This window comes from Streptomyces sp. NPDC056160, assembly GCF_042268205.1.
In the GTDB taxonomy this organism is placed as follows: Bacteria; Actinomycetota; Actinomycetes; order Streptomycetales; family Streptomycetaceae; genus Streptomyces.
Window position 1 is genome coordinate 1 of record NZ_JBHJUW010000061.1, and the last position, 21,492, is coordinate 21,492.

Annotated in this window: 15 protein-coding genes and 1 pseudogene; 3 read left to right on the top strand and 13 right to left on the bottom strand. The window is 74.3% G+C overall.

Annotated features, from left to right (window positions below; genetic code table 11):
* Positions 1–35 precede the first annotated feature (35 nt).
* The 5 genes and pseudogenes from ACFC02_RS22720 to ACFC02_RS22740 all read right to left on the bottom strand — a co-directional run bounded on the left by ACFC02_RS22720 (position 36) and on the right by ACFC02_RS22740 (position 6,895).
* Positions 36–2,792 (bottom strand): alkaline phosphatase family protein, encoded by a 2,757-nt coding sequence (locus ACFC02_RS22720; protein WP_376360166.1) that lies wholly within the window; start codon positions 2,790–2,792, stop codon positions 36–38.
* A gap of 4 nt (positions 2,793–2,796) precedes the next feature.
* Entirely contained in the window at positions 2,797–4,200 is a 1,404-nt protein-coding gene (locus ACFC02_RS22725) for an ABC transporter permease (RefSeq protein ID WP_376360169.1), read from the bottom strand.
* A 188-nt stretch (positions 4,201–4,388) separates the two neighbouring features.
* A pseudogene (locus ACFC02_RS22730) lies at positions 4,389–5,327 on the bottom strand (ABC transporter ATP-binding protein); the annotation flags it as partial.
* Positions 5,328–5,439: 112 nt separating this feature from the next.
* Positions 5,440–5,781: a WhiB family transcriptional regulator gene (locus ACFC02_RS22735; RefSeq protein ID WP_376360250.1), complete on the bottom strand. Its 342-nt coding sequence runs from the start codon at positions 5,779–5,781 to the stop codon at positions 5,440–5,442.
* 235 nt (positions 5,782–6,016) lie between these two features.
* Positions 6,017–6,895 carry an alpha/beta fold hydrolase gene (locus ACFC02_RS22740; protein ID WP_376360171.1) on the bottom strand — a complete coding sequence of 293 codons (879 nt, stop codon included), beginning with the start codon at positions 6,893–6,895 and terminating at the stop codon, positions 6,017–6,019.
* A 418-nt stretch (positions 6,896–7,313) separates the two neighbouring features.
* Here ACFC02_RS22740 and ACFC02_RS22745 point away from each other — a divergent pair, with 418 nt between their 5' ends.
* Positions 7,314–9,311: a BTAD domain-containing putative transcriptional regulator gene (locus tag ACFC02_RS22745; RefSeq protein ID WP_376360253.1), complete on the top strand. Its 1,998-nt coding sequence runs from the start codon at positions 7,314–7,316 to the stop codon at positions 9,309–9,311.
* Positions 9,312–9,498: 187 nt separating this feature from the next.
* Here ACFC02_RS22745 and ACFC02_RS22750 read toward each other — a convergent pair whose 3' ends face one another.
* From ACFC02_RS22750 to ACFC02_RS22765, 4 genes are all read right to left on the bottom strand, one after another.
* A complete protein-coding gene (locus ACFC02_RS22750; RefSeq protein WP_376360174.1) occupies positions 9,499–10,350 on the bottom strand; it encodes a helix-turn-helix transcriptional regulator in 852 nt (283 codons plus the stop codon).
* Complete coding sequence (locus ACFC02_RS22755; RefSeq protein WP_376360177.1) at positions 10,343–11,221, bottom strand: MarR family winged helix-turn-helix transcriptional regulator; 879 nt, start codon at positions 11,219–11,221, stop codon at positions 10,343–10,345. The genes ACFC02_RS22750 and ACFC02_RS22755 overlap by 8 nt, the downstream gene beginning before the upstream one ends.
* Positions 11,112–11,882, bottom strand: a complete 771-nt coding sequence (locus tag ACFC02_RS22760) for a sulfite exporter TauE/SafE family protein (RefSeq protein ID WP_376360179.1) — start codon at positions 11,880–11,882, stop codon at positions 11,112–11,114. The genes ACFC02_RS22755 and ACFC02_RS22760 overlap by 110 nt, the downstream gene beginning before the upstream one ends.
* A 170-nt stretch (positions 11,883–12,052) precedes the next feature.
* Complete coding sequence (locus ACFC02_RS22765) at positions 12,053–12,844, bottom strand: GntR family transcriptional regulator (protein ID WP_376360182.1); 792 nt, start codon at positions 12,842–12,844, stop codon at positions 12,053–12,055.
* A gap of 543 nt (positions 12,845–13,387) precedes the next feature.
* On the opposite strand from ACFC02_RS22765, the gene proS reads away from it, so the two are divergent.
* Positions 13,388–14,800, top strand: coding sequence for a proline--tRNA ligase (gene proS / locus ACFC02_RS22770; RefSeq protein WP_376360184.1), 1,413 nt, complete (start codon positions 13,388–13,390; stop codon positions 14,798–14,800).
* Between the two features lie 142 nt (positions 14,801–14,942).
* Here proS and ACFC02_RS22775 read toward each other — a convergent pair whose 3' ends face one another.
* The 4 genes from ACFC02_RS22775 to ACFC02_RS22790 all read right to left on the bottom strand — a co-directional run bounded on the left by ACFC02_RS22775 (position 14,943) and on the right by ACFC02_RS22790 (position 20,317).
* On the bottom strand, positions 14,943–16,154 hold the full coding sequence (locus ACFC02_RS22775) for a VWA-like domain-containing protein (protein ID WP_376360187.1): 1,212 nt from the start codon (positions 16,152–16,154) through the stop codon (positions 14,943–14,945).
* Between the two features lie 314 nt (positions 16,155–16,468).
* Positions 16,469–17,821, bottom strand: coding sequence for an AAA family ATPase (locus ACFC02_RS22780; protein WP_376360256.1), 1,353 nt, complete (start codon positions 17,819–17,821; stop codon positions 16,469–16,471).
* Positions 17,822–17,948: 127 nt separating this feature from the next.
* Positions 17,949–19,625, bottom strand: a complete 1,677-nt coding sequence (locus tag ACFC02_RS22785) for a hypothetical protein (RefSeq protein WP_376360190.1) — start codon at positions 19,623–19,625, stop codon at positions 17,949–17,951.
* Between the two features lie 89 nt (positions 19,626–19,714).
* On the bottom strand, positions 19,715–20,317 hold the full coding sequence (locus ACFC02_RS22790) for a TetR/AcrR family transcriptional regulator (RefSeq protein WP_376360193.1): 603 nt from the start codon (positions 20,315–20,317) through the stop codon (positions 19,715–19,717).
* A gap of 97 nt (positions 20,318–20,414) precedes the next feature.
* Here ACFC02_RS22790 and ACFC02_RS22795 point away from each other — a divergent pair, with 97 nt between their 5' ends.
* Complete coding sequence (locus ACFC02_RS22795; protein ID WP_376360196.1) at positions 20,415–21,341, top strand: SDR family oxidoreductase; 927 nt, start codon at positions 20,415–20,417, stop codon at positions 21,339–21,341.
* Positions 21,342–21,492: the final 151 nt, after the last annotated feature.

Here is a 21,492-nt window from a genome sequence, read left to right on the forward strand (position 1 = left end):
GCCGGGGGGTCCGCGTCGCGGTCGGGCGGCCCGGGTCAGCCGTCGGACTCCGCGGACGGGATGTAGGCGCCGGGTACGTCGTCCGGGGCGAAGATCCGCTGCTCGCCCGGGTACGGCTTCGTCCACTCGTGCGTCTGGTACCACGTGAAGTGGTTCATCTGGGCCGGGTTGGCGTAGTCGGGCCTGGCGTCGGGCCCGGTCAGCCGCTGCCGCGCCTTCCACGCCTCCCACTGCGCCGCGACCGCACGCTCACCCGCCGGTACCTTCGCCGACGGTGCCGCCGCCGCACGGGGGTTCTGCGGCGCCGGGGTGTCCACGCCGCAGGCGGGCGGGGTCTTCAGGCCGGCGGTCAGCGGGGTCCGGTTGGGCAGCGCCCTGAACGGGGTGGGGTCCGCCTTGCGGCTGAACGCCCCGGTCATCGGGCTGGCCGCGCTGTCCTTCTGGTTCATCGGGTGGATCCCGAGGATCTGCTCGATGGTACGGACCACCGTGATCTGGGAGTAGTAGCGGCTGTCGACGACGCCGTGCCGGGCCCAGGGGCTGATGATCTGGATCGGGGCGCGGTGGCCGTCGACGTGGTCGAGGCCGGCCTGGGAGTCGTCCTCGACGACGAAGACGGCCGAGTCCTTCCAGTACTTGCTGTGCGAGATCTCGTCCACGATCTTGCCGGTCGCCAGGTCGTTGTCGGCGACCTGCGCGGCGGCGTTCGCCGGCCCGCCGGTGTGGTCGCTGGAGAGCCAGAACATGTTCAGGTCCGCGGGGCCGTTCTTCTCGAAGTCGCGCTTCCAGATCTGGTACCGGTAGACGTCCGGGACGCTGGTGTCGAACTTCGGGAAGCCGTGCACCGACACGTCGTTGAGGGAGGGGATCGGCGACGAGGAGACCATGGGGTAGGCGGTGTCCTGCCCGGTGGCCGCCATGTTCCTGGCGTCGCAGTACAGGTTCTGCCAGCTCGCGCCCGCCGGTTTGGTCAGGAACTGCTGGAACTCGCCGAAGTCGCGCACGGACCTCCCGGCCGCCTGCGCGCCGGTCCACAGGAACCCGGTCCGCTGGTGGCCGAGGGCGTCGTCCTCGGTGTCGTAGCTGCGCTGGTACTCGCCGGCCGAGGACTCGGTGTACTCGGGGTTGTCGGACTGCATCAGCCAGTTGTGGCCCTCGGCCGAATTGGTGCCGATGTCGTACGTGTTGTCGTAGAGCCCGAACTGCCGGGCCAGCGCGTGCTGGTTGGGTGTAACGTTCTCACCGAACTCGGCGAGCGAGGCGTCGCCGTCGCCCTCCGGTACGTCGCCGAGGACCTGGTCGTAGGTCCGGTTCTCCTTGACGATCAGGAAGACGTGCTTGATCGTCGACGGGTCGCCGAGCCGCGCCGGGACCGGCACCGGACGCGCGTGTCCCTTGCCCTTGCTCAGGGTGACGGAACCGCGGTCCCAGCCGTTCTGGCGGAAGACGTCGGCCGTCCGGGCCCGGATGGCGCGGTCGCTCGGCAGCCGGAAGCGCTGCACGCTCGACGTGGTGTCGTGCGTGGCGTGGCCGGCCTTGTTCGTGGGCCTGCGGGCGTCGATACCGCGGGTGTTGGAGACCAGCACCTGGTCGCCGACGGTGGTGACCTCGGCGGGGAAGTAGTCCGTGGGGAGCAGGCCGACGTAGCTGACGGGCTCCTGCGGGGTCGTGTACCGGTAGACGGCGACCGCGTTGGCGCGGCCGAGCGTCACCAGCAGGTGGCCGTCGCGGGTGAGCGTCACCGCGTCGGGCTCGTAGCCCACCGACGCCTCGGGCCACGGCCGGGTGGCGATGGTCTGCACGACCTTGTCGCGGGCGGTGTCGATGACCGACACGTCGTCGCTCGCGGTGTCGGTGACGAACAGCGCCCCGCCCTTGGCGTACAGGGCGGTCGGGTGCAGTCCGACGTCGATGCTCGTAGCGGCGGCGGACGGGTGCGCCAGGTCGATGACGCTGACCGTGCCGGTGGTGGTGGCCGCGGTCACCGGGTCGGCGGGCACCTGGGTGTGGTACGAGTTGACGGTGGTGTCGCCGGGCCTGGCGGGACGTCCGCCCTCGTTGCTGACGTAGAGCCGGGAGCCGACGCGGACCAGGTCCCGCGGGGCGTTGCCCACGGCCCAGCTCTGCCGGACGGCACCGGTGGCCGCGTCCAGGGCGACCACCCGGTTCTGGCCGTTGACGGCGGAGTACACGGTGGAGCCGTCCGGGGAGAACACGGCCTCGCCGACCAGCGCGTGCCGGGGCCCGTCCGCGGGGATCGGCACGGACGTCGGATCGGCGACGCTGCCGTCGGGCCGTACGGTGAACCTGGTGTAGCCGTCGGTACGGCCCAGCCACAGCTGCGTGCCGTCGGGCGAGTAGGCGGGGCCTTCCTGCCCGACGTCGTTGGCGCTGATGCGCAGGTCCGCCGAGGCGTCGGTGCCGACGAGCTGCTGCACCTTCCAGGTCTTCAGGTCGACGACCGAGAGGGCCATCCCGCCGTCGGTGACGGAGGCGGCGAGGTGGGTGCCGTCCGGGCTGACCGCAGACGACATGATCTTGCCGTGGTCCAGGACGAGCCGGTCGCCGTACGGGGCGAGGTACTGGTCGCTGGAGACGACCTGGCCCTGCCGGGTCCGCTGTCCGACCTGCTCGGTGCCGAACTGGCGGGTCTGGGCGAAGGCGGTACCGGCCGCGGCGACGGCGAGGGCCGTGAGGCCCGCCGTCGCCAGGGGTATCCGGCGGCCGATGCGTCTGCCGAGAAGACCGGGGCGGTTCTCCCCGGCGCGCCTGCGGCGGCGCGTCACCTGCATGGAGTCATCCCTTCGAGGTGGCGTGGAGCAGTTCGACATTGCCGTCGAACTGCCAGAGCGGGTTCGGTGCGTCCCCGGTCGGGGTCCGCACCAGGAAGTAGCCGTTCACTTCCTTCGGTCCGTCGCCGTCGGCGACGAACCGCCCGTCGGCGGTGATGTCGAGCTGGTAGACGGCCGTCCCGGTGGCCGCGACGCCGGGCAGGTGCCAGGTGACGACGCAGCGCCAGTCGTTGCCCGGCCCGTGGGCGCCCGCCGCGACGTCGCCCTTGGTGCACGCCGCCGAGGTCTTCAGCCGGGCCTCGGTGACGTCGGGCCGGTTCAGCTGCCTCGTCTGCACGCGGTAGAGGTGGGCGAACTCGGTGGCCAGCGAACGCTGCACCTTGTCCTGCTCGATGCCCGAGCCCGTGGGCGCCGCGGCGGTCAGGCCGAGCACCGCCACCGTCGCGGCCGTCAGCGCGGCGAGCGGCAGCAGGGCGACGGCGAGGGCCCGGTGCCCCGAGCCGTCGTCGGCCGGGTTCGTGAAGTCGCGCCGCAGGAACAGGGCGTACGCCAGCGCGGTCGCGGTCACCGCCCACACGAGGCTGACGGCGACACCGATCAGGAGCGGGGTGAGCTGGGGCGGGCCGGTGAACAGGCCGTTCCAGGCGATGAAGGCGTAGCCGGGCAGGGCGAGGCGGACCGCGACGGGCAGCGGCAGCATCTGGGCGAGCTGCAGGGTGAGCGCGAGGAGCGCGGGCAGCAGCAGTCCCATCGGGGAGCGTCCCAGGACGACGGAGCCGAGGAGCCCGACCGCGGCGAGGGCGAGGGTCGGCGCGAGGGCGCAGGCCCATGCGAGCAGGACCTTGCCGGCCGCGTCCCCTGGCGTCAGCAGGTGGCCGTCCAGGCCGACCAGTGGCTCGTCGCCGACCGCGAGCACGCCGCCGGCCGCGCTGGAGCAGACGAGCCCGGTGACGAGCAGCAGGATCACGGTGAGACCGGCCAGGGCCTTCGCCGCGAAGATCCGCCGCGGTGAGCGCACCGCCACGAGCAGGTGGCGCCAGGTGCCGAGCCGGTCCTCGGCGGCGAACACGTCACCGGCGACCACCGAGGTCAGCAGCGGCAGCGCCCAACTCCCCGCGAATCCGAGGGTGACCAGGGGTCCGGCCCACCCCGTGGCGTGCATCCAGCGGCCGAAGAGGGTGTCCGTCGGCAGGGTGCTCTGCCGGCTCACCGCGGCGACGAAGAGCGCGGGGGCGATCCAGCAGGCGAGGACCAGCAGGCGGATCCGCCATTGCGAGACCAGCTTGACCAGCTCGAACCGGTAGCCGCGGGCCACGGGCACGCGGGCGGGGCGGGAGCCGCCGGCGGGGGGCGCGGGAGGGGCGGGTGGTTCGGCAGGTGCGGGGGGTTCGGCGAGGGTGGCGCTCATCGCCCTGCCTCCTGCAGTCCGGGCAGGGAAGGGGCCGTCCGCGGACTGTCCGACCGGCCGGTGGGCGGGCTGTCCGGAAGTGGAGTTGGTGGGCTGTCCGGACGTGAGGTGGGCGGATTGTCCGGTCGGCCGGTGGGCGGGCTGTCCGGAGGTGGGGTGGACGGGCTGTCCTGTTGCTCGGTGAGTGGGCTGTCCTGCTGTCCCGTGAGGGCCAGGAACGCCGCTTCGAGGGGGGACACCACCGGGGCCAGTTCGCGCAGGGCGATGCCCGCGTGGACGAGGCGTGCCACGAGTTCGTCGAGGGCCGGTACCCGCGCGCGGACTACCAGCGTCCGCTCGTCCTGCCGGCTGCCGGTCCCGCCGGTGGTGCGGACGCCGGCCGTGGCCTCGGCCAGGCCGCGCGCGGCCGGCCCGTCGGAGGTGAGCAGCCGGTAGTCGAGTTCGCGGCTGCCGGCGGCGAGTTCACCCAGCGGGCCGGAGAAGACGACCCGTCCGGTGGCGAGGATGGTGACCTCGGCGCACAGGGCCTCCAGGTCGTCCATGCGGTGGCTGGAGAGCACGACGGCCGTTCCGTCGGCCGCGAGCCGGGTGAGCACATCGTGCACATGTTTCTTCCCGGCCGGGTCGAGGCCGTTGGCGGGTTCGTCCAGGACGATCAACCGGGGCCTGGCGAGCAGGGCCGCGGCCAGCCCGAGCCGCTGGCGCATGCCGAGCGAGAAGCCCCGGGTGCGGTCGTCGGCCACATCGGTGAGCCCGACCTGGTCGAGTACGTCGTCGATCTCCGCCCGCGTCGTCCGCGCGTCGCGGCCGTGCAGGGCGGCCAGCGCGCGGAGGTTCTGCCGGGCGGTCAGGGACGGGTAGAGGCCGGGCGCGTCCACGAACCCGGCTACGCCCTCGGGCGCGGCGAGCGCCCGCCCGACCGGTGTGCCGAGTATCTCCAGCCGGCCGCTGTCGGGGACGGCCAGGCCCAGCAGCAGGCCGAGCAGAGTCGTCTTGCCGGCCCCGTTGGGTCCGGCCAGGCCGTGGATCCGCCCCTGCCGCACGTCCAGTTCGACACCGTCGAGCGCGATGACGTCGCCGAAACACTTGGTGATCTGGCGGGCCCGGACCGCGAGGAGTGTGTCCATGATCCCCTTCTTTCGCAACCTTGGGGGACCCTAGGGACAGCACACGACGCCGACGGGGGCGCGCGGTTGAACGCTCGGGGAACGGGAGGCGTCCCGCAGCCGCAGCCGCCGGTCAGCCGACGGCGGCCCAACGCTCGGCCCAGCGCGGCCGGCCGGTGGTACGGCGGCCCTGCTGCTCGTGCTCCGCGCGGGCCGTCTCCAGCAGGAGCCGCCACGACGTCACCATGGGCCGGCGCCGCAACAGCGCGCGCCGCTCACGTTCCGTCATACCGCCCCAGACACCGTGCTCGATCCGGTTGTCGAGGGCGTGCGCCAGGCATTCGGTCCGCACGGGGCAGCCGCTGCACAGGATCTTGGCTCTGTTCTGGGCGGCCCCCTCGACGAACAGCTCGTCCGGATCGGCCGTCCGGCAGGCCGCCCGCTCGCCCCACTCCTCGTTGTCCGTGTTGCCCACGTTGCCCACGTTGCCCGCGTTGCCCGCGTTCCTCGCGTTGTCCGCAACCACCCCGGCGCCGTCCTCTCCCCTTCATGACCAGCGGCTTTCCACCCTACGTGCGGGCAGGGACGTGACAGTACGGCAGTTCGGCATATGCCGTCAGTTCCTGCCGCTTTCGTTCCACACCTTCGGGTGACCCGGATTGCAGCCGCGTAAAGCCCCGCGGTATAGGGGAGTTCGGGTAGGTGAAGAGTCAGCGGTCCATCAGGTTCCGCAGCGCCTTCGCGACGTCCCGGGGTGCTTCCTCGGCCATGAAGTGGCCGCAGGACACGGTGGAGTGGTCCAGGTCCCCGGCCCACGCACCCCACAGGGCGGCGGCCTCGTAGCCGAGCGCCGCGCCCCAGTCCTGCTGCAGCACGGAGACCGGCATCGCGAGCCGGTTGCCGTTCGCGCGGTCCGCCTTGTCGTGCTCCACGTCGATGCCGGCCGATGCCCGGTAGTCCGCCACGATGGACGGCACCGCGCCCCGGCAGGCGTCGAGGTACGCCTCGCGGACGTCCTGCGGGACGGCGTCGGGGTCCTTCGCCCACAGGTCGAGGAAGTGGGCGAAGAACGTGTCGGCGCTCGCTTCGATCATCGCCTCCGGCAGGCCGGGCGGCTGGGCCATCAGGTACAGGTGGAAGCCGACCGATGCCGACGTCCCGTGCAGCGCCTCCCACATGTCGAGGGTCGGCAGCACGTCCAGGCAGGCGAGGTGTGTGACGGCGTCCGGGTGGTCGAGCCCGGCACGGAACGCCACCAGGGCGCCGCGGTCGTGCCCCGCCAGGACGAAGCGCTCGTGCCCCAGGGCGCGGGCGAGCTTGACGATGTCGTCGGCCATGGTCCGCTTCGCGTACGTGTGCGGGCCGTCCTCCCTCGGCTTGTCGCTGGCGCCGTATCCGCGCAGGTCGGGGCAGATGACCGTGTGGTCGGCCGCCAGGTCGGCGGCCACGTGCCGCCACATCAGGTGGGTCTGCGGGAATCCGTGCAGCAGCACGATCGGAGCTCCGCTGCCACCGACGGCGACGTACAGTTCCACGCCCTCGTCGACGCGGATCCGCTGGTGGTCGAAGCCGGGGATCGTGTGGGTCATGGCGCTGCTCCTTGGCTGTGGTGACGGGTGCCGGGGGATGCCGGTGCGAGCCGCCCGGCCGGTGGGTCCAGCCTGCGGGGCTTCGATCAGCAACGGATGAACGCTTGTAGGTTGGTCGGACCGGGCGGAGTGGGTCGACCGGTCGGAATCGGTGGAACCGCCGGAAACGGCGGACCCGTGGAAAACGGCGGACCCGTGGAAAACGGCGGACCCGTCGGAAACGGCGGACCCGTCGGACTTGGCGGACCCGTGGAAAACGGCGGACCCGTCGGAAACGGCGGACCCGTGGAAATCGGCGGACCCGTCGGACTTGGCGGACCGCATGGAGAAGGTGGCCCGGATGGACTCGGTGGGCCGAGTGGACCGGGTGGACCGGGTGGGCCGTGTGCAGCGGTGGACGGAAGGGACGGCAGCGAAGGTGCGTGTGCGATTCGGGGTGCTGGGGGCCGTGGCCGCCTGGGACGGGGCGGGCGCTCCGCTCGCGCTCAAGGGCCCGCGGCACCGCGCGGTTCTGGCCCGGCTCGTCGTCGCCCGCCGACGGGTGGTGCCGGTGGCCCGGCTGACCGAGGACCTGTGGGACGACCCGCCCGCGAGGGCCGTGGGCACCGTACGCACGTTCGTCGGCGATCTGCGCCGGGCCCTGGAACCCGACCGCCCGCCGCGCAGCCCGTCCCGGCTGCTGGTCACCGAGGGGCCCGGCTACGCGCTGCGGGCCGCGAAGGACGACGTGGACGCCTGGCGGTTCGAAGACACGGTGGACGCCCTCGCGGAGGCGGGACCCGAGCGGGTGGCGGCCGGGCTCGCCGAGGCGCTCGGCTGGTGGCGCGGCCCCGCCTTCGCGGACTTCGGCGACGAACGCTGGCTGCGCGCGGAACGCACCCGGCTCACTGAGCTGCGCCTGCACGCCGTCGAGCGCCGTGCCGAGGCTCGGATCGCCCTCGGGGAGGCGGCCGGAGCCGTGCCCGACCTGGACGCCCACGTGACGGAGCACCCGTGGCGCGAGGACGCCTGGCGGCTGCTGGCCCTGGCCCTGTACCGGTCCGGACGGCAGGCCGACGCGCTGTCGGTCCTGCGGCGGGCCCGCGCCATGCTGCGCGAACACCTCGGCGTGGACCCCGGCCCGCGCCTGCGGCGCCTGGAGGAGGACGTCCTGCGGCACGCCGAGCACCTGGACCCCGGCGCCGGGGCCGGGGTCGACGACGTGTGGAGCCGGGCGACCGCCGCGTACGAGAGTTCCCTGGGCTCGCGGGCGCGGACCCGGCTGGAGTCCACGGCGAGCCTGATGCGCGACCTGGCGGTGACGGGCGGCGGCGGCCTGGAGTCGGCGCGGCGGCACCGGGTGGCGGCCGTCGCCGCGGCTGAGCAGCTGGGCGACCCGGAGCTGACGGCGCGGGTCATCGGGGTGTACGACGTACCGGCCGTCTGGACGCGTTCGGACGATCCGGAGCAGGCCCGGTGGCTGGTGGGAGCGGCCGAGCGGACGCTGCGGCTGCTGCCGTCCGGCGGGCACGACGCGACGCGCTGCCGGTTGCTGGCGACCGTCGCCGTCGAGTCCCGGGGCGCGCTGCCCGCGGACGAGGCGGTGGGCGGGGCAGCGGCGCGCCCGCTGCGGGCCGCCCGGCAGGCGGAGGAGATCGCCCGCGGGCTCGGCGACGCCGCCCTGCTCTGTTTCGCCCTGAACGGCACGTTCATGCAGACGTTCCAGCGGGCCGGGCTCGCCGCCCGGCGGGACGCCGTCGGGGCGGAGGTGGTCGCGCTGGCGGCACGGCACGGCCTGGTCCGCCACGAGGTGCTCGGCCATCTCGTCTGCATGCAGGCGCGGTGCGCCCTGTCGGACCTGGCCGGGGCCGGCCGGCACGCGGCCGCGGCCGACGCGCTGGCCGCCCGGCACGACCTGCCGCTGGTGTCCGTGTTCACCACCTGGTACCGGGCGCTGCGCACCGCCATGACCGGCCCGCCGGACGCGGCGCTGGCCGCCTACGAGGCCGCCGCACCCTGTCTGCGCGGTGCGGGCATGCCCGGGTTGCAGGAGGGCCTGGTACCGCTTGCGCTGCTGAGCGTGCGGCTGCGGCACGGGCTGCCGGTCGCCGCCGACCGGGTCGCCGACCGGGGCACGGACTGGGGGCCGTACGAGCCGTGGGTGCGGCCGGTGCTCCTGGCGGGCGAGGGACGGCAGGAGGAGGCGGCACGGGCGCTGGCTGTGGTGGCTCCGCCGCCGCGCGACCTGATGTACGAGGCCAGGTGGTGCCTGCTGGCACGGGCCGCCGTGGCGGTGGGCGACCGGCCCCTGATGGCGCGGGCGCGGACGGCGCTGACGCCGGCGGCGTTGGAGGAGGGGGGCGCGGGCAGCGGCCTGATCACCCTGGGCCCGGTCGCGGACCACCTCGCACTGCTGGCGGCGGGCGGTTCCGCGTAGGCCCTGCGGTGTGGTTCGTCCAGGTCCGCGCACGGGAGGTCAGTCGTGCGGATCGTCCAGGTCCACGCGCGGGAGGTCAGTCGTGTGGTTCGTCCAGGTCCACGCGCGGGAGGTCAGTCGTGCGGATCGTCCAGGTCCACGCGCGGAATGTCAGTCGTGTGGTTCATCCAGGTCCGTGCGCGGGAGGTCAGGTGCCGTCCGTGCCGCGGGTGACCGGCCGGGTGCGGGTCGCGTGCACGGAGCCGAGCAGGCGCAGCGCCTCCGCGCTGGAGCTGCCGGGTTCGGCCTGGTAGACGATCAGTTGCTGGCCCGGTGCCTCCCGTACGTCGAAGGCCTGGTAGTCCAGGACTAGGGGGCCGACGTCGGGGTGCAGGAACCGCTTGGCCTCGGCGGTCTTGCCGCGCACGGTGTGGCTGGCCCACAGGCGGGCGAAGTCCGTGGACGCCGCGTGCAGGCTGTCCACGAGGTGCCGCAGGCGCGGGTTGTCGGGTTCGTACCCGGCCGCCTGGCGCAGGTGCGCGACGGTGGTGTGGGCCGCACGGTCCCAGTCCTGGTAGAAGGTGCGCGCGGCGGGGTCGGTGAAGGTCGTGCGCGCCAGGTTGTCCGCGGGCTCGAAGACGCAGAAGAGGGCGTCGGCCAGGGCGTTGGAGGCGAGGACGTCCAGTGTCCGGTCGAGGACGAGGGCGGGGGTGTGGGTGGAGCCGTCCATCAGCCGGCGCAGCGCGGAGCTGACCTGGCGGGGGGCGGGGGCGACGGTGTCGTCGGGCACGGTGCCGGCCAACCGGTACAGGTGGGCCCGGGTGTCGTCGTCGAGCCGCAGGGCCCGGCCGAGCGCGTCGAGCACCTGGGCGGAAGGGCGGCGTTCGCGGCCCTGTTCCAGACGCGTGTAGTAGTCGGCGTTGATGCCGGTGAGCACCGCCACCTCCTCGCGGCGCAGCCCGGGGACCCGGCGCGTGCCGTAGCTCGCCATGCCGACGTCCTCGGGCCGCAGCGCCGACCTGCGGCTCCGCAGGAACTGTCCCAGTGCGTTGTCAGCCATGGCGCCAGGCTACGAGAGGCCCGCCCGGCGAGCCTGGGTGCGCCGCACCCAGGTTCCCGGCCCGCCCGGCGACGCCGTCGGCCTGCGGGTCACCGCGGACGGCAGGGGTGAGGCCTCGGCCCGAGTCAGGCCCCGCCCCGGCGTGGTCCGCCGGACCGGCCGCGCCGCTGGGCCTGGCCCGCTCGGATCTCCTCCGTGGCCGCGCGGAACGCGGGCGCCGCCTGGCGGAAGTAGTCGAGGAGCAGGGCCCGCTGGTCGGGGGTGTAGCGCGCCAGGACCTCGGCGATGCGGCGGGGGGGGCGAGGACGTCCTCGATGCGGCCGAGTCCCTCGGGCACCGGCTCGACGATGACGCGTCTGCGGTCCGCGGGGTCGGCGACGCGGCGGGCGTACCCGGCCCGCTCCAGGCGGTCGATCACCCGGGTGGTGGCCCCAGTGGTGAGTCCCGTCCTGGTGGCCGGTTCGCCCGAGGTGAGGCTGCCCTCACGTTCCTGAAGGGCACGGAACTGGCGGACGACGTCCTCGGCGTCCGGTTCCCCGGGCCGGACCTGGCCATCGTCAACGGACGCGGCGACACCTACAAGGGCAGGCGGCCGCACCGGCTCGGCAAGATCCAGACGTACACGATGGTCCGCCTGGGCGACGGGAAGTGGCGCATCGTGGCCTTCCGGAACACCAAGCGCAGGCCGCTGCTGGAATCCCTCTCCTTCCGGTTCGTCCCGGGCCTGGCCCCGGCGTCCGGCCGGCCGCTCTCCCCCCTGGTCAGCCGTGCAGGGCGAGGTAGGGAGCCAGGGCGAGCAGGGTGAGGACGAGGGCGTTCTTGAGGTGCCGGGTGGGCAGCGCGTGGGCGATCCGCCAGCCCAGCAGGACACCGGCGAGTTCGGGGACGCCGACCAGGGCGGCCAGGGGCCAGTCGACGGAGCCGTGGGCGAGGTAGCCCAGCGTGCCCACCGTGGCGACGACGATCGACTGGACCTGGGCCGAGGCCAGGGACTCCAGCACGGGCACGCCGAGCGCGATCAGCAGCGGGACGGTGAGCATGGGGCCTCCGACCCCCACCAGTCCGCTCGCGACGGACACGGCGAGACCGAGGCCGGTCACGGCTGCCGTAGAGGGGTGGGACGGCGCTGCCGCGCCCGTGGGGCGGCGCCGTTCGCGGTACCACACCAGTACGGCCGCCCCGGCCACGAGGAGCCCGAGAACGAGGCCGAACGCCCGTGCGGAGACAACGGTGTTGACCAGGACACCGGCGGGGGTGCCGAGCACGGCGGTGCCGGCCAGTACGGCCGCGGTACGGCGGGTGGCGGGCGCCCGCAACTGGCCGGAGCGGGTGTAGGCGGCGGTGGCCAGCGCGCCGGTGGCGACGTGCGTGACGAGGGCGGTGCCGGCCACCTCCGCCGGGGCCAGGTCGGTGAGGGCGAACAGCCCGATCGTGGGCAGCACGCCGCCCGGACCGAGCGCGGTGATGCCGATGCCGCCGACGAAACCCGCCAGGCCGAGGGCGAGCAGCACCGGGACCGCAAGCCCGGCCATCACGACACACCCGTCCGGCGGGTCCGAGGCATGCCGGGTCGGAGGAAGGACACAGGTATCTCCCGGGAAAGGCGAGGGGAAGGGATGGGTGGCACGGAAGGCGGAGCCGGGGGGTCGGGTGTGCCGGAAAGCGGGGTCGCGGTGTGGCGGAAGAGGTGGGGCAGCGCAGGTCAGTCGGCCGGCGACAACGGCGGCGGCGATGACAGCGGCGACAGCGGCGGTGCCGGTGTCGGCGAGGGGCGGTTGCGGTGCAGGGTGGCGTGCAGCGTCATCCGGTCGGCGCGGATGCGCAGCGACTCGGCGTCCACGGGGCGGCCGTCGGCCAGCCGGGTGAGACGTTCGATGGCGAAGACCGCGGCCCCGACGGGGATCTCCAGGAGCCCGGCGGTGTCGGGATCGGCGGTCACCGCGTGCACCGCCACCTCGGCCCGGCCCAGCAGGCGGCCGGTGGTCTCCTCGATCAGGGCGAAGACGTCCCGGCCCGCCAGGTCGCCCGCCAGCACCGCGCGCCCCACGTCCGCGGGCAGGTAGCTGGTGTCCAGGGACAGGGGTCGCCCGTTCAGGCGGCGCAGCCGTTCGACGCACACCACGGCCGTGCCCGCGGGGAGTTCCAGCCGCTCGGTGATCGCGGCCGGCGGGGCGGTGAGGAGTTCGGCCGCCCGGACCTCGTTGGTGACGGCGCCGTGGCCGGTCAGGGTCTCGGCCAGCCCCGCGAGACGGTCGAGCCCGTGCCCGTACTTGGGCGTCTCGATCACGGTTCCCACGCCGCGTCGGCGGCTGATCAGCCCCTCCTCCCGCAGCAGGCCCAGCGCCTCCCGCACCGCGTTCCTGGAGGCGCCCAGGTGCGCTCCCAGCGTGCGCTCGTCGGGCAGCAGGCCGCCGGGGAACAGGCCGGCCGTGATCCGCTGCCGCAGCACATCGGCGACCTGACGCGCCCGCTCGGCACGCGGCCTGGACGACACCCACTCCACGGGAATCCGCCGCTCGGACGGACGCGCCGCGCGCGGTCGCACGGATCCCCCGGACACGGGTTCCCCGGACACAGGTTTCCCGGACGCGGGTTCCTCGGCATCGCACATGCCCGCAAAACTAGTCTCCCGGTGTTACGCCAGAGTTACGCCACCCCCTGTGACCTGCACACCTTCCTGACCAGCCGGTTCACGGAGGGACACGGGCACTCCGCCGGTCCGCCGCGTCGATCCCCCGGCGCGCTCGGCACATTCCTGGACATCGGACACTCCGGCTCGCCTCGGAGCGGCGCCGGGGCCCGCGGGCGGCCGTCACTCCGAGGACCACGGAGGGAACCGCATGACGGACAGCGCCGCCCGACCCGCTCCCTCGGTCGGCCCATGCCGCCTCCCCGAGGTGTTCGGCGAAGAACCGGCTCGTCACCTCGGGGAACGCAACCGCCACCGGTGCGGTCACGACACCGTGCCGGCGCCGACCGCCCCGGCACCACGTAAACGGTTGGCGCGTGGGCCGCTGCGCGTCCTAGCCTGCGCCCCATGGCAAAGGCACCCGTGCTCACTCCCCGGGCGGACGACTTCCCCCGCTGGTACCAGGACCTGGTCGGCAAGGCCGAACTGGCCGACAACGGTCCGGTGCGCGGCACCATGGTCATCCGACCGTACGGGTACGGCCTGTGGGAGCGGATGCAGCAGGAGATGGACGCCCGGATCAAGGAGGCGGGCGCCGCCAACGCGTACTTCCCGCTCTTCATCCCGCAGTCGTACCTGACGAAGGAGGCCGAGCACGTCGAGGGCTTCGCTCCCGAGCTGGCCGTCGTGACGCACGGCGGCGGCAAGGAACTGGAGGAGCCCGTCGTCGTCCGCCCCACCTCCGAGACGATCGTCAACGAGTACTTCTCCAAGTGGGTGCAGAGCTACCGCGATCTGCCGCTGCTCATCAACCAGTGGGCGAACGTGGTGCGTTGGGAACTGCGGCCGCGCGTGTTCCTGCGGACGACGGAGTTCCTGTGGCAGGAGGGACACACCGCCCACGCCACCTACGAGGACGCCCGTGACTACGCCGCGCACATCCACCGCGAGGTCTACGGCGACTTCATGGAGAACATCCTCGCCATGGACGTCGTACCGGGCCGCAAGACAGCCAGGGAACGGTTCGCCGGCGCGATCAACACCCTCACCCTGGAAGGGATGATGGGGGACGGCAAGGCCCTGCAACTGGCCACGAGCCATGAACTCGGCCAGAACTTCGCCAAGGCCTTCCACACCCGCTACCTGTCGAAGGACGGCACGCAGGAACACGTGTGGCAGACCTCCTGGGGTTCCACCACCCGCATGGTCGGCGCGCTGGTGATGATGCACGGTGACGACGACGGTCTGCGCGTACCGCCCCGCCTGGCCCCGGTGCAGGCGGTGGTCGTCGCCGTCAAGGACGACGACGCCGTGCTGGCCGAGGTGCGCGCGATCGGCGCACGGCTGGAGGCGGCGGGGGTGCGCGTGCACGTCGACGACCGCACCGACACGCCGTTCGGCCGGCGTGTCGTCGACTGGGAGCTCAAGGGCGTGCCGGTGCGGATCGAGGTCGGGCCGCGCGATCTGGCGCACGGCAGTGCGGTCCTGGTGCGGCGCGTCGCCGGGACCAAGGAGCCGACGGAGATCGCCGCGCTGCCGCAGATCCTGCCGAAGGTGCTCGCGGACGACCAGGCGCTGCTGCTGACGCAGTCCCGGGAGCGCCGTGAGCGGCGTACCGCCGATGTGGCGACGGCCGCGGAGGCCGTGGAGGCCGCGGGCACCGGCTGGGCGCGGATCCCCTGGGCCGCGCTGGGCCCGGAGGGCGAGGCACGGCTGGCCGAACAGGGTGTGTCCGTGCGCTGCCTGGTCGCCGCGGACAGTTCGGTCCCCGAACGCGACGACCAGCCGGGCAACGTGGCCGTCGTGGCCCGGGCCTACTGACGCCCCCGGGGCGGCTCCCCCTCCCGGCGGAGCCGCCCCGGCGCGCGCCCCCGCACACGCCCTTGCACTGCCCCCGCACGACGGGCACCTGGACGTGCCGATCGGCGGCTTCCCGTGCCTGACGGACGGCGCCCCGGGCCCCTCAGCCGATGGTGACGACCCGCGCCCACGGCGGCGGGGCGTCCGGGACGTAGTCGGGGTCCTCCTCGTCCACGGCGCGATCACCGCCGTGCCGCGGGAAGAGACCGACAACGGTGCGGCACGGCGGCGGTGCGGAGGGCCACGGCGTCTGACCGTCCGTCAGGGCGACGATGACGTCCGGGCGCGGCCGGGAGCGCAGGGCCCGGCCGAAACCGGAGCGCAGGTCCGTCCCGCCGCCGCCGACCAGTTCGATGCGCTCGGCACGGCACAGCGGCACGGCGATCCCGGCGGCCGCGTCGCACGAGATCACCGAGACCATGTCGCGCCGCCCGCCCACCGCTCGCGAGATGGCCGCCACCTCCAGCAGCGCGCCGCCCAGCTCGGCGTCGCTCACCGACCCGGAGGTGTCGATCACGACGCAGACCCTGGGCGGCGTACGGCGCAGGCTCGGCAGGAGCACGCCGGGGACGCCGGCCGAACGCCGGGACGGACGCCGGTAGCTGTGGTCCTCGCCCACACCCGGCGCGCCCGCCGCCGAACGGACCGCAGCGCCCAGCAACTGCCGCCAGGGCTGCGGCGGGTGGAACGCCTCGTCCGCCCACCTGCGCCACCCCTGCGGTGCCTCCCCCGGTGTGCCCTTGACTCCCTCCGCGACCCTGAAGCGGACCGCATCCTGTTGCTGCCTGCTGAGCCCGTGCGCCCCGTCCGGCCCCAGTTCCCACGGCCGGGCCTGCCCGTCGGCGCCGCTGCCGCAGTCCAGCCAGGCGAGGTCCGCGACGAGCCCGGACATCGACGCCGTCCGCAGGTACTCCTCCATCAGCAGTCCCTCGGGCAGCCGCAGCAGCGACGGCAGCACCACCCCGGCGGGGCGGGGCAGGCCGTCGCCGTAGATGTCGTCGTTGATCTCGAAGTCGGCGGCGATGTTGCGCCGCAGCCGCTCGCCGGGTCCCCGTTCGTCGTGCGCGGCCGCGTACCGCTCGCCCCGCCCGTGGTGGTCCCGCAGCAGATGGGAGACCTCGTGCACCCACACGCCCGCCAGGTCCTCCACCGGCGTACGCGCCACGAAGCCCGGCGACACGTAGCAGCGCCAGTACGCGTCAACCGCCATCGTGGGCACGGAACGGTCCTCGACCACGTGCAGCGCGAAGAGCGCGTCGGCCAGATAGGGCCGCACCTTCACCGCGTGCAACCGGGCGGCCAGCAACTTCTCCATGTCCAGCACGAGCCGCCCCCGGACCGTCGCCCCCCGCGAACCGCCGGACGCCTCCGGGTCGCAGGCCGGTACGGAGGACCGTACCGGAGGCCGCGCGGGGGACCCGGATGGCCGTGCGGGGGCGGCGCGCACCGAGCGCTGTACGGGGGCCGGTGGGGCCGGGAGCCGAACGGCGGTCGGCGGGGCCGGGAGCTGAACGGCGGTCGGCGGGGCCGGGAGCCGAACGGGAGCCTGCGGGACCGGGAGCCGAACGGGAGCCTGCGGGACCGGGAGCCGGACGGGAGCCTGCGGCACCGGGGGCTTCGGGGTCCCTGTCATCGGTGTGCGCCCCCCGGGCGGCCGGTGCCCGCCGTCGCCGCCGTGGCCCGTCCGACCGAGCGGTCCGCCCGCTGGGCGAGCCCGACCACCGCGGCCAGCCGCTCCACGGCCCGGGGCACCTCCCAGTCGTCGCGCCGCAGCGCGGCCAGCGCGGTCGCCGGGGCGACCAGCAGGTCCGGGGCCCCGGTCTCCAGCGCCCGGACCAGGACCGCCCAGCCCGCCTCCCAGCGCTCCCGCTCCGGCCGCGCCCCGACGGCGGCCACCACCGCCTCCAGCGCCGCCTGACGCAGATCGCCGCGCACCGGCAGCTCGGCGGCGGCCGGGTCGGCCAGCAGTGACTCCGGGTCCGGCAGGTCCATCCGGTCCAGGTGGGCGAGGAGTTCGAGCCCGGGCCCGTCGCCCACCGCGCCCCGCACCAGCAGCGCCAGCACCTCCCGGGAGACCGAGGCCGCCGTGCCGAAGGCCAGCAGGGTCAGCGCGGCCTCCCAGCTCCGGGGCGAGGGCCAGGCGCCGCCGCGCCGCGTCTCGGTGGTCGGCAGCCGGTGGATCAACGTCGGCCTGGCCCGCAGGAAGCCGCAGACCGCCCGCCGGGCGAACGCCACCGCCTCCGGCAGCAGTTCCGGTACCAGCCGGGGCAGCTCGGCCCGGGGCCACACCCCGCCGAGTCCGCGCACGACCACCTCCTGGTCGTGCGCCCAGTACAGGTGCACGAAACGGTTGGCCAGCGGCGGGCTCAGCTCCCACCCGTCGGCCGCGGACGCGCGCGGGTTCGCGGCGGCCACGATGCGTACGCCCGGGGGCAGCTGGAGCGCGCCGACCCTGCGTTCCAGGACTACCCGCAGCAGCGCGGCCTGGACGGCCGGGGTGGCGGTGGAGAGTTCGTCGAGGAAGAGCAGCCCCCGTCCGGCCCGGACCAGTTCCACGGCCCACTGCGGCGGCGCCATCGGCACCCCCTGCACGGCGGGGTCGTCGCCCACGATGGGCAGCCCGGAGAAGTCGGACGGCTCGTGGACGCTGGCGATCACGGTCGTCAGCGGCAGGTCGAGGGAGGTGGCGAGCTGTGTCAGGGCCGCGGTCTTGCCGATGCCCGGCTCACCCCAGAGCAGTACGGGCAGGTCGGCCGCGACGGCCAGGGTGAGTGCTTCGAGCTGTTCGTCGGGGCGCGGCTCGGTGGTGGTCGTCCGCAGGAGGGCCAGGAGGTCGCCCGCGAGGGCGAGACGGGCAGTGGTCCTGGTTCCGGTTCCGGGGGTCTCGGACGGAGAGGAGGCGGTGCTCGATGTCGTGGGCGGGATCGAGGGCAGAGTCGTGGGCAGAGTCGTGGGCAGAGTCGTGGGCAGAGTCGTGGGCATGGGCATGGGCATCACCTGGGAGGGGGTCGTAGGAGATCGGAAGAGGGGAGGGCGCGCGGGGGGGGCGAGGCCGGCGGAGGCAGCCGGTCCGCGGCGGACACGCAGCGGCGCGCGGCTGCCCGGGTCGTCAGCGGGCCAGGCCGGTCCGGGGCCTGGCCCGGTTGCCGCGCTTGCGGCGCACCGGGAGAGGCGTACGGCGGTCGAGCCGGGGCCGGTGGTTCGCCGCCGCGTGCCCCGCGTCCGAGGCGTCCCCGTCCCCTGCCGCACCGGCGGCGGGGTGTACGGCGGCCAGCCCCGAGCGGAAGAGCCCGTGGTCGATGCGGCGGGCCACCGCCCGCTCCAGTTCCTCCCGGAGCGGCCCGTCCCGCAGGATGGCGCGCGGTCCGAGCAACCCCTCGACCACGGCCAGCGCCCCGGCGACGTCACCGTGGCCGAGCCGCTCCCGGACCGCGGGCAGCGCCTCCGGGTGGCGGTGCACCGCGTCGATCGCCCGCAGACAGGGCAGCCCCGGGCCGCCGAGGGCCACCAGCAGCTCCTCACGGCGCAGTTGGGCCGGTTCGTGATCGACCGCCGTCAGCACACCGTCCCGCAGCGCGATCCGGTGCACCTCGCCCCGGCACTCCACCCGGTGCGGGTCGCCGGGCGCGGGGGCGGGGCCGGTCTCGGAGACCGCCGCCGTCCCGGACGCCGACAATGCCCCGGCGACGAGCGGATGCAGCCGTCCCACGGTGACCAGTCCGGCGCGCAGCAGCTCCAGGTCCGGAAGGAGGCGGGCCGCTGCCTCCGGCAGCACCGGAAGCGCCGCGACCTCGTGGCGCGGCAGCGTCTTCGACAGCTGCCGCAGCGTGGGGGCGTGGCTGTCGTCGGGGGCGACGAGTTCGAGTACGGCACGGTTCCGCGCCCCCAGACGCACGGTGAACGCACCACGCGGGCGCCCTTCGGCCCGTAGCAGCAACTCTGCTTCGGCGGCCCAGCCCGCCACCGCCCACGGCACGCCGTGGACGGTGAGCCGATCGAGCCGCGGACCCGGCGGGTCCGGCAGCTCCGGCGGGTCCGGCGGCTCCGGCAGCCCCGACAGGCCCGCCAGGCCGGGCAAGTCCGCCAGGTGCGGCATGGCCTGCGGCGCCCTCGCCGGGGGGCCGGCCGCTCCGCACCGCACCGCCAGTTCCCCGCTCCGCCCGGCGTCCCAGAGGTGCCGGTGCAGGTCGAGCCGGAAACGCCGGTCGGGATGCGGATGTGGGTGTGGGTCTGGGTGTGGTTGCGGGTGCGGACTCGGGTGTGCGGGTGAGCGCGCGGTCGAGTATGTGTGCCGGCGCGAGTGCGGGTGTGGGTGTGAGTCGGAGTACGGGGGCGGTGGATGGCCGGGGACGGCGCCCCTGCCCTCCGCGCCGGCCCACAGGGCCAAGGACATCCGCTGCCCGGCATCCGCCCAGGCCGGCGGTGTCCGCACCACCAGACGCAGGGGTGGGGCACCGGGGCCGCCGTAGCGGGCCAGGGAGACGGTGATGCCGGGCCTGAGCCGCCCGTCGGGGGCGATCCGGGGCATGTGCCAGCGCAGCAGATCCGGCGCCAGGCAGCGCAGGTCCGCACGGAGGCGGGTGGCGAGGTCGGTGCCGTGGCGGTCGCGCACGGCGCGCAGATCGAGGTCGACGTCGATCCGGGCGGCGGCGCAGGCCCCCGCCCAGTCACCGACCGCACGCCGTGCGGTCGCGGTCTCGATCATGGACGGTGGCACGGCGTACTCGCGCACGCGCTGCCACATCGACAAGCGGGCGGGAATCGCGTTCGTGGAGTGAGGTGCCATCAGCACTCACCTTGCACGAACGATTCCCCCAATCCGTACGAGGAGAAGTTCTTCATCATCGGCATGATAACCACCCCGGTGACGTTCTGTCAGTCCTGTTCCGCCACCCCCGGCGAAACCCCCTGGAGGCCTCCCGCCGCCACGGTCTTCAGCTCGTCCAGTGAGTCCCGCAGCAGGCGCGCCATCCCGCGTTCCTCGCCCGGTGCCGTCCAGCGCTCGAAGCCGACCTTGAAGACGGCGACACCCGCCTCGGCGGCCAGGCTCGCGGCCGGCTCCGGCACACCGCGCCCGCGCAGGGTCTCGGCGAGCGCGGCGGAGATCGAGGCGAGCTTGATCAACTCGCGCTCGCGCAACTCCGCGTTCGCCATGATCACGGCCTGCCGGGTGCGCGCGAACTCGCGCCGGTCGGTGAACACCTCGCACACCGCTTCGAGCCCGACCGCCAGCGCGTCGATCGGCGCCGCGGTCTCCGGAGCGCCGGCGACCGCCCGGGCGAACAGCTCCTCCAAGTGACCGGCGCCGGCGAACAGCACTTCGCGCTTGTCGGCGTAGTGCCGAAAGAACGTCCGTTCGGTGAGTCCGGCCCGCTTGGCGATCTCCGCCACGGGGGTCTGCTCGAATCCGCGCTCGCTGTACAGCTGCAACGCCGCTTCGGCCAGGCGCTCCCGCGCGTTCGGCTCCCATCTGCCCATGCCGCGGATTCTACGCGACGACAGTCACTGACATCGGATGCTAGGCTCGACGTCAGTCACTGACATCACTTACCATCGACAGTCTGGGGTTCCTCCCATGCGCATCTTCGTGACCGGGGCGTCCGGCTGGATCGGCTCCGCCGTCGTTCCGCAACTCCTCGACGCGGGCCACCAGGTGGTCGGGCTCGCCCGCTCCGACGCCTCCGCCGCCGCGCTCACCGCCGCCGGGGCGGAGACCGTCCGCGGCACCCTCGACGACCTCGACGTCCTGCGGGACGCGGCCACCGCGTCGGACGGTGTGATCCATCTCGCCTTCAAACACGACATCGCCTTCTCCGGCGACTTCCGGGGCGCCGCCGAAGCCGACCGCCGCGCCGTCGACACCTTCGGCGACGCGCTCGCCGGTACCGGGCGCCCCTTCGTCCTCGCCAGTGGCCTGGCCGGCCTCGCGCCGGGGCGGGTGGCCACCGAGCGGGACGTGCCCGCACCCGACGGGTCGGCTCCCTCCATCCGGCAGACCACCGCCCAGGCGGTTCTCGCCCTGGCCTCGCGCGGCGTGCGCTCGTCCGTCGTGCGTCTCTCGCCGACGTGCCACGGCGAGGGGGACAACGGTTTCATGGCGGCCCTGACGTCCATCGCCCGCGCCAAGGGCGTGTCCGGCTACGTCGGTGACGGCACCAACCGCTGGCCGGCCGTCCACCGGCTCGACGCCGCCCGGCTGTTCCGGCTGGCGGTCGAGAAGGCCCCCGCGGGTTCGGTGCTGCACGGTGCCGCGGAGGAGGGCGTCCCGATCCGCGACATCGCCGAGGTGGTCGGCCGCCACCTGGACGTCCCGGTCGTCGCGGTGCCCGCGGAGGACGCCTCCGAGCACTTCACCTGGCTGGGCGACATCCTGAGCATGGACATCCCGGCGTCGAGCGCCCTGACCCGCGAACTGCTCGGCTGGGAGCCGGTGGAACCCGGCCTCCTCGCCGACCTCGACAAGGGCCACTACTTCGGCACGCCGGCGGCCACCACCACCTGATCCACGCGAAGACGCCATCCGCGGGGACCGTTTCCGGTCCTCGCGGATGGCGTCTGACGAGGCCGGTCCGCCCGGCGCCCAGTCCGCGGTACGCACTTCACAATCCGCGGTACGCACACAGTCCGCGGTGCACGATTCGCAGTGTGCGGTG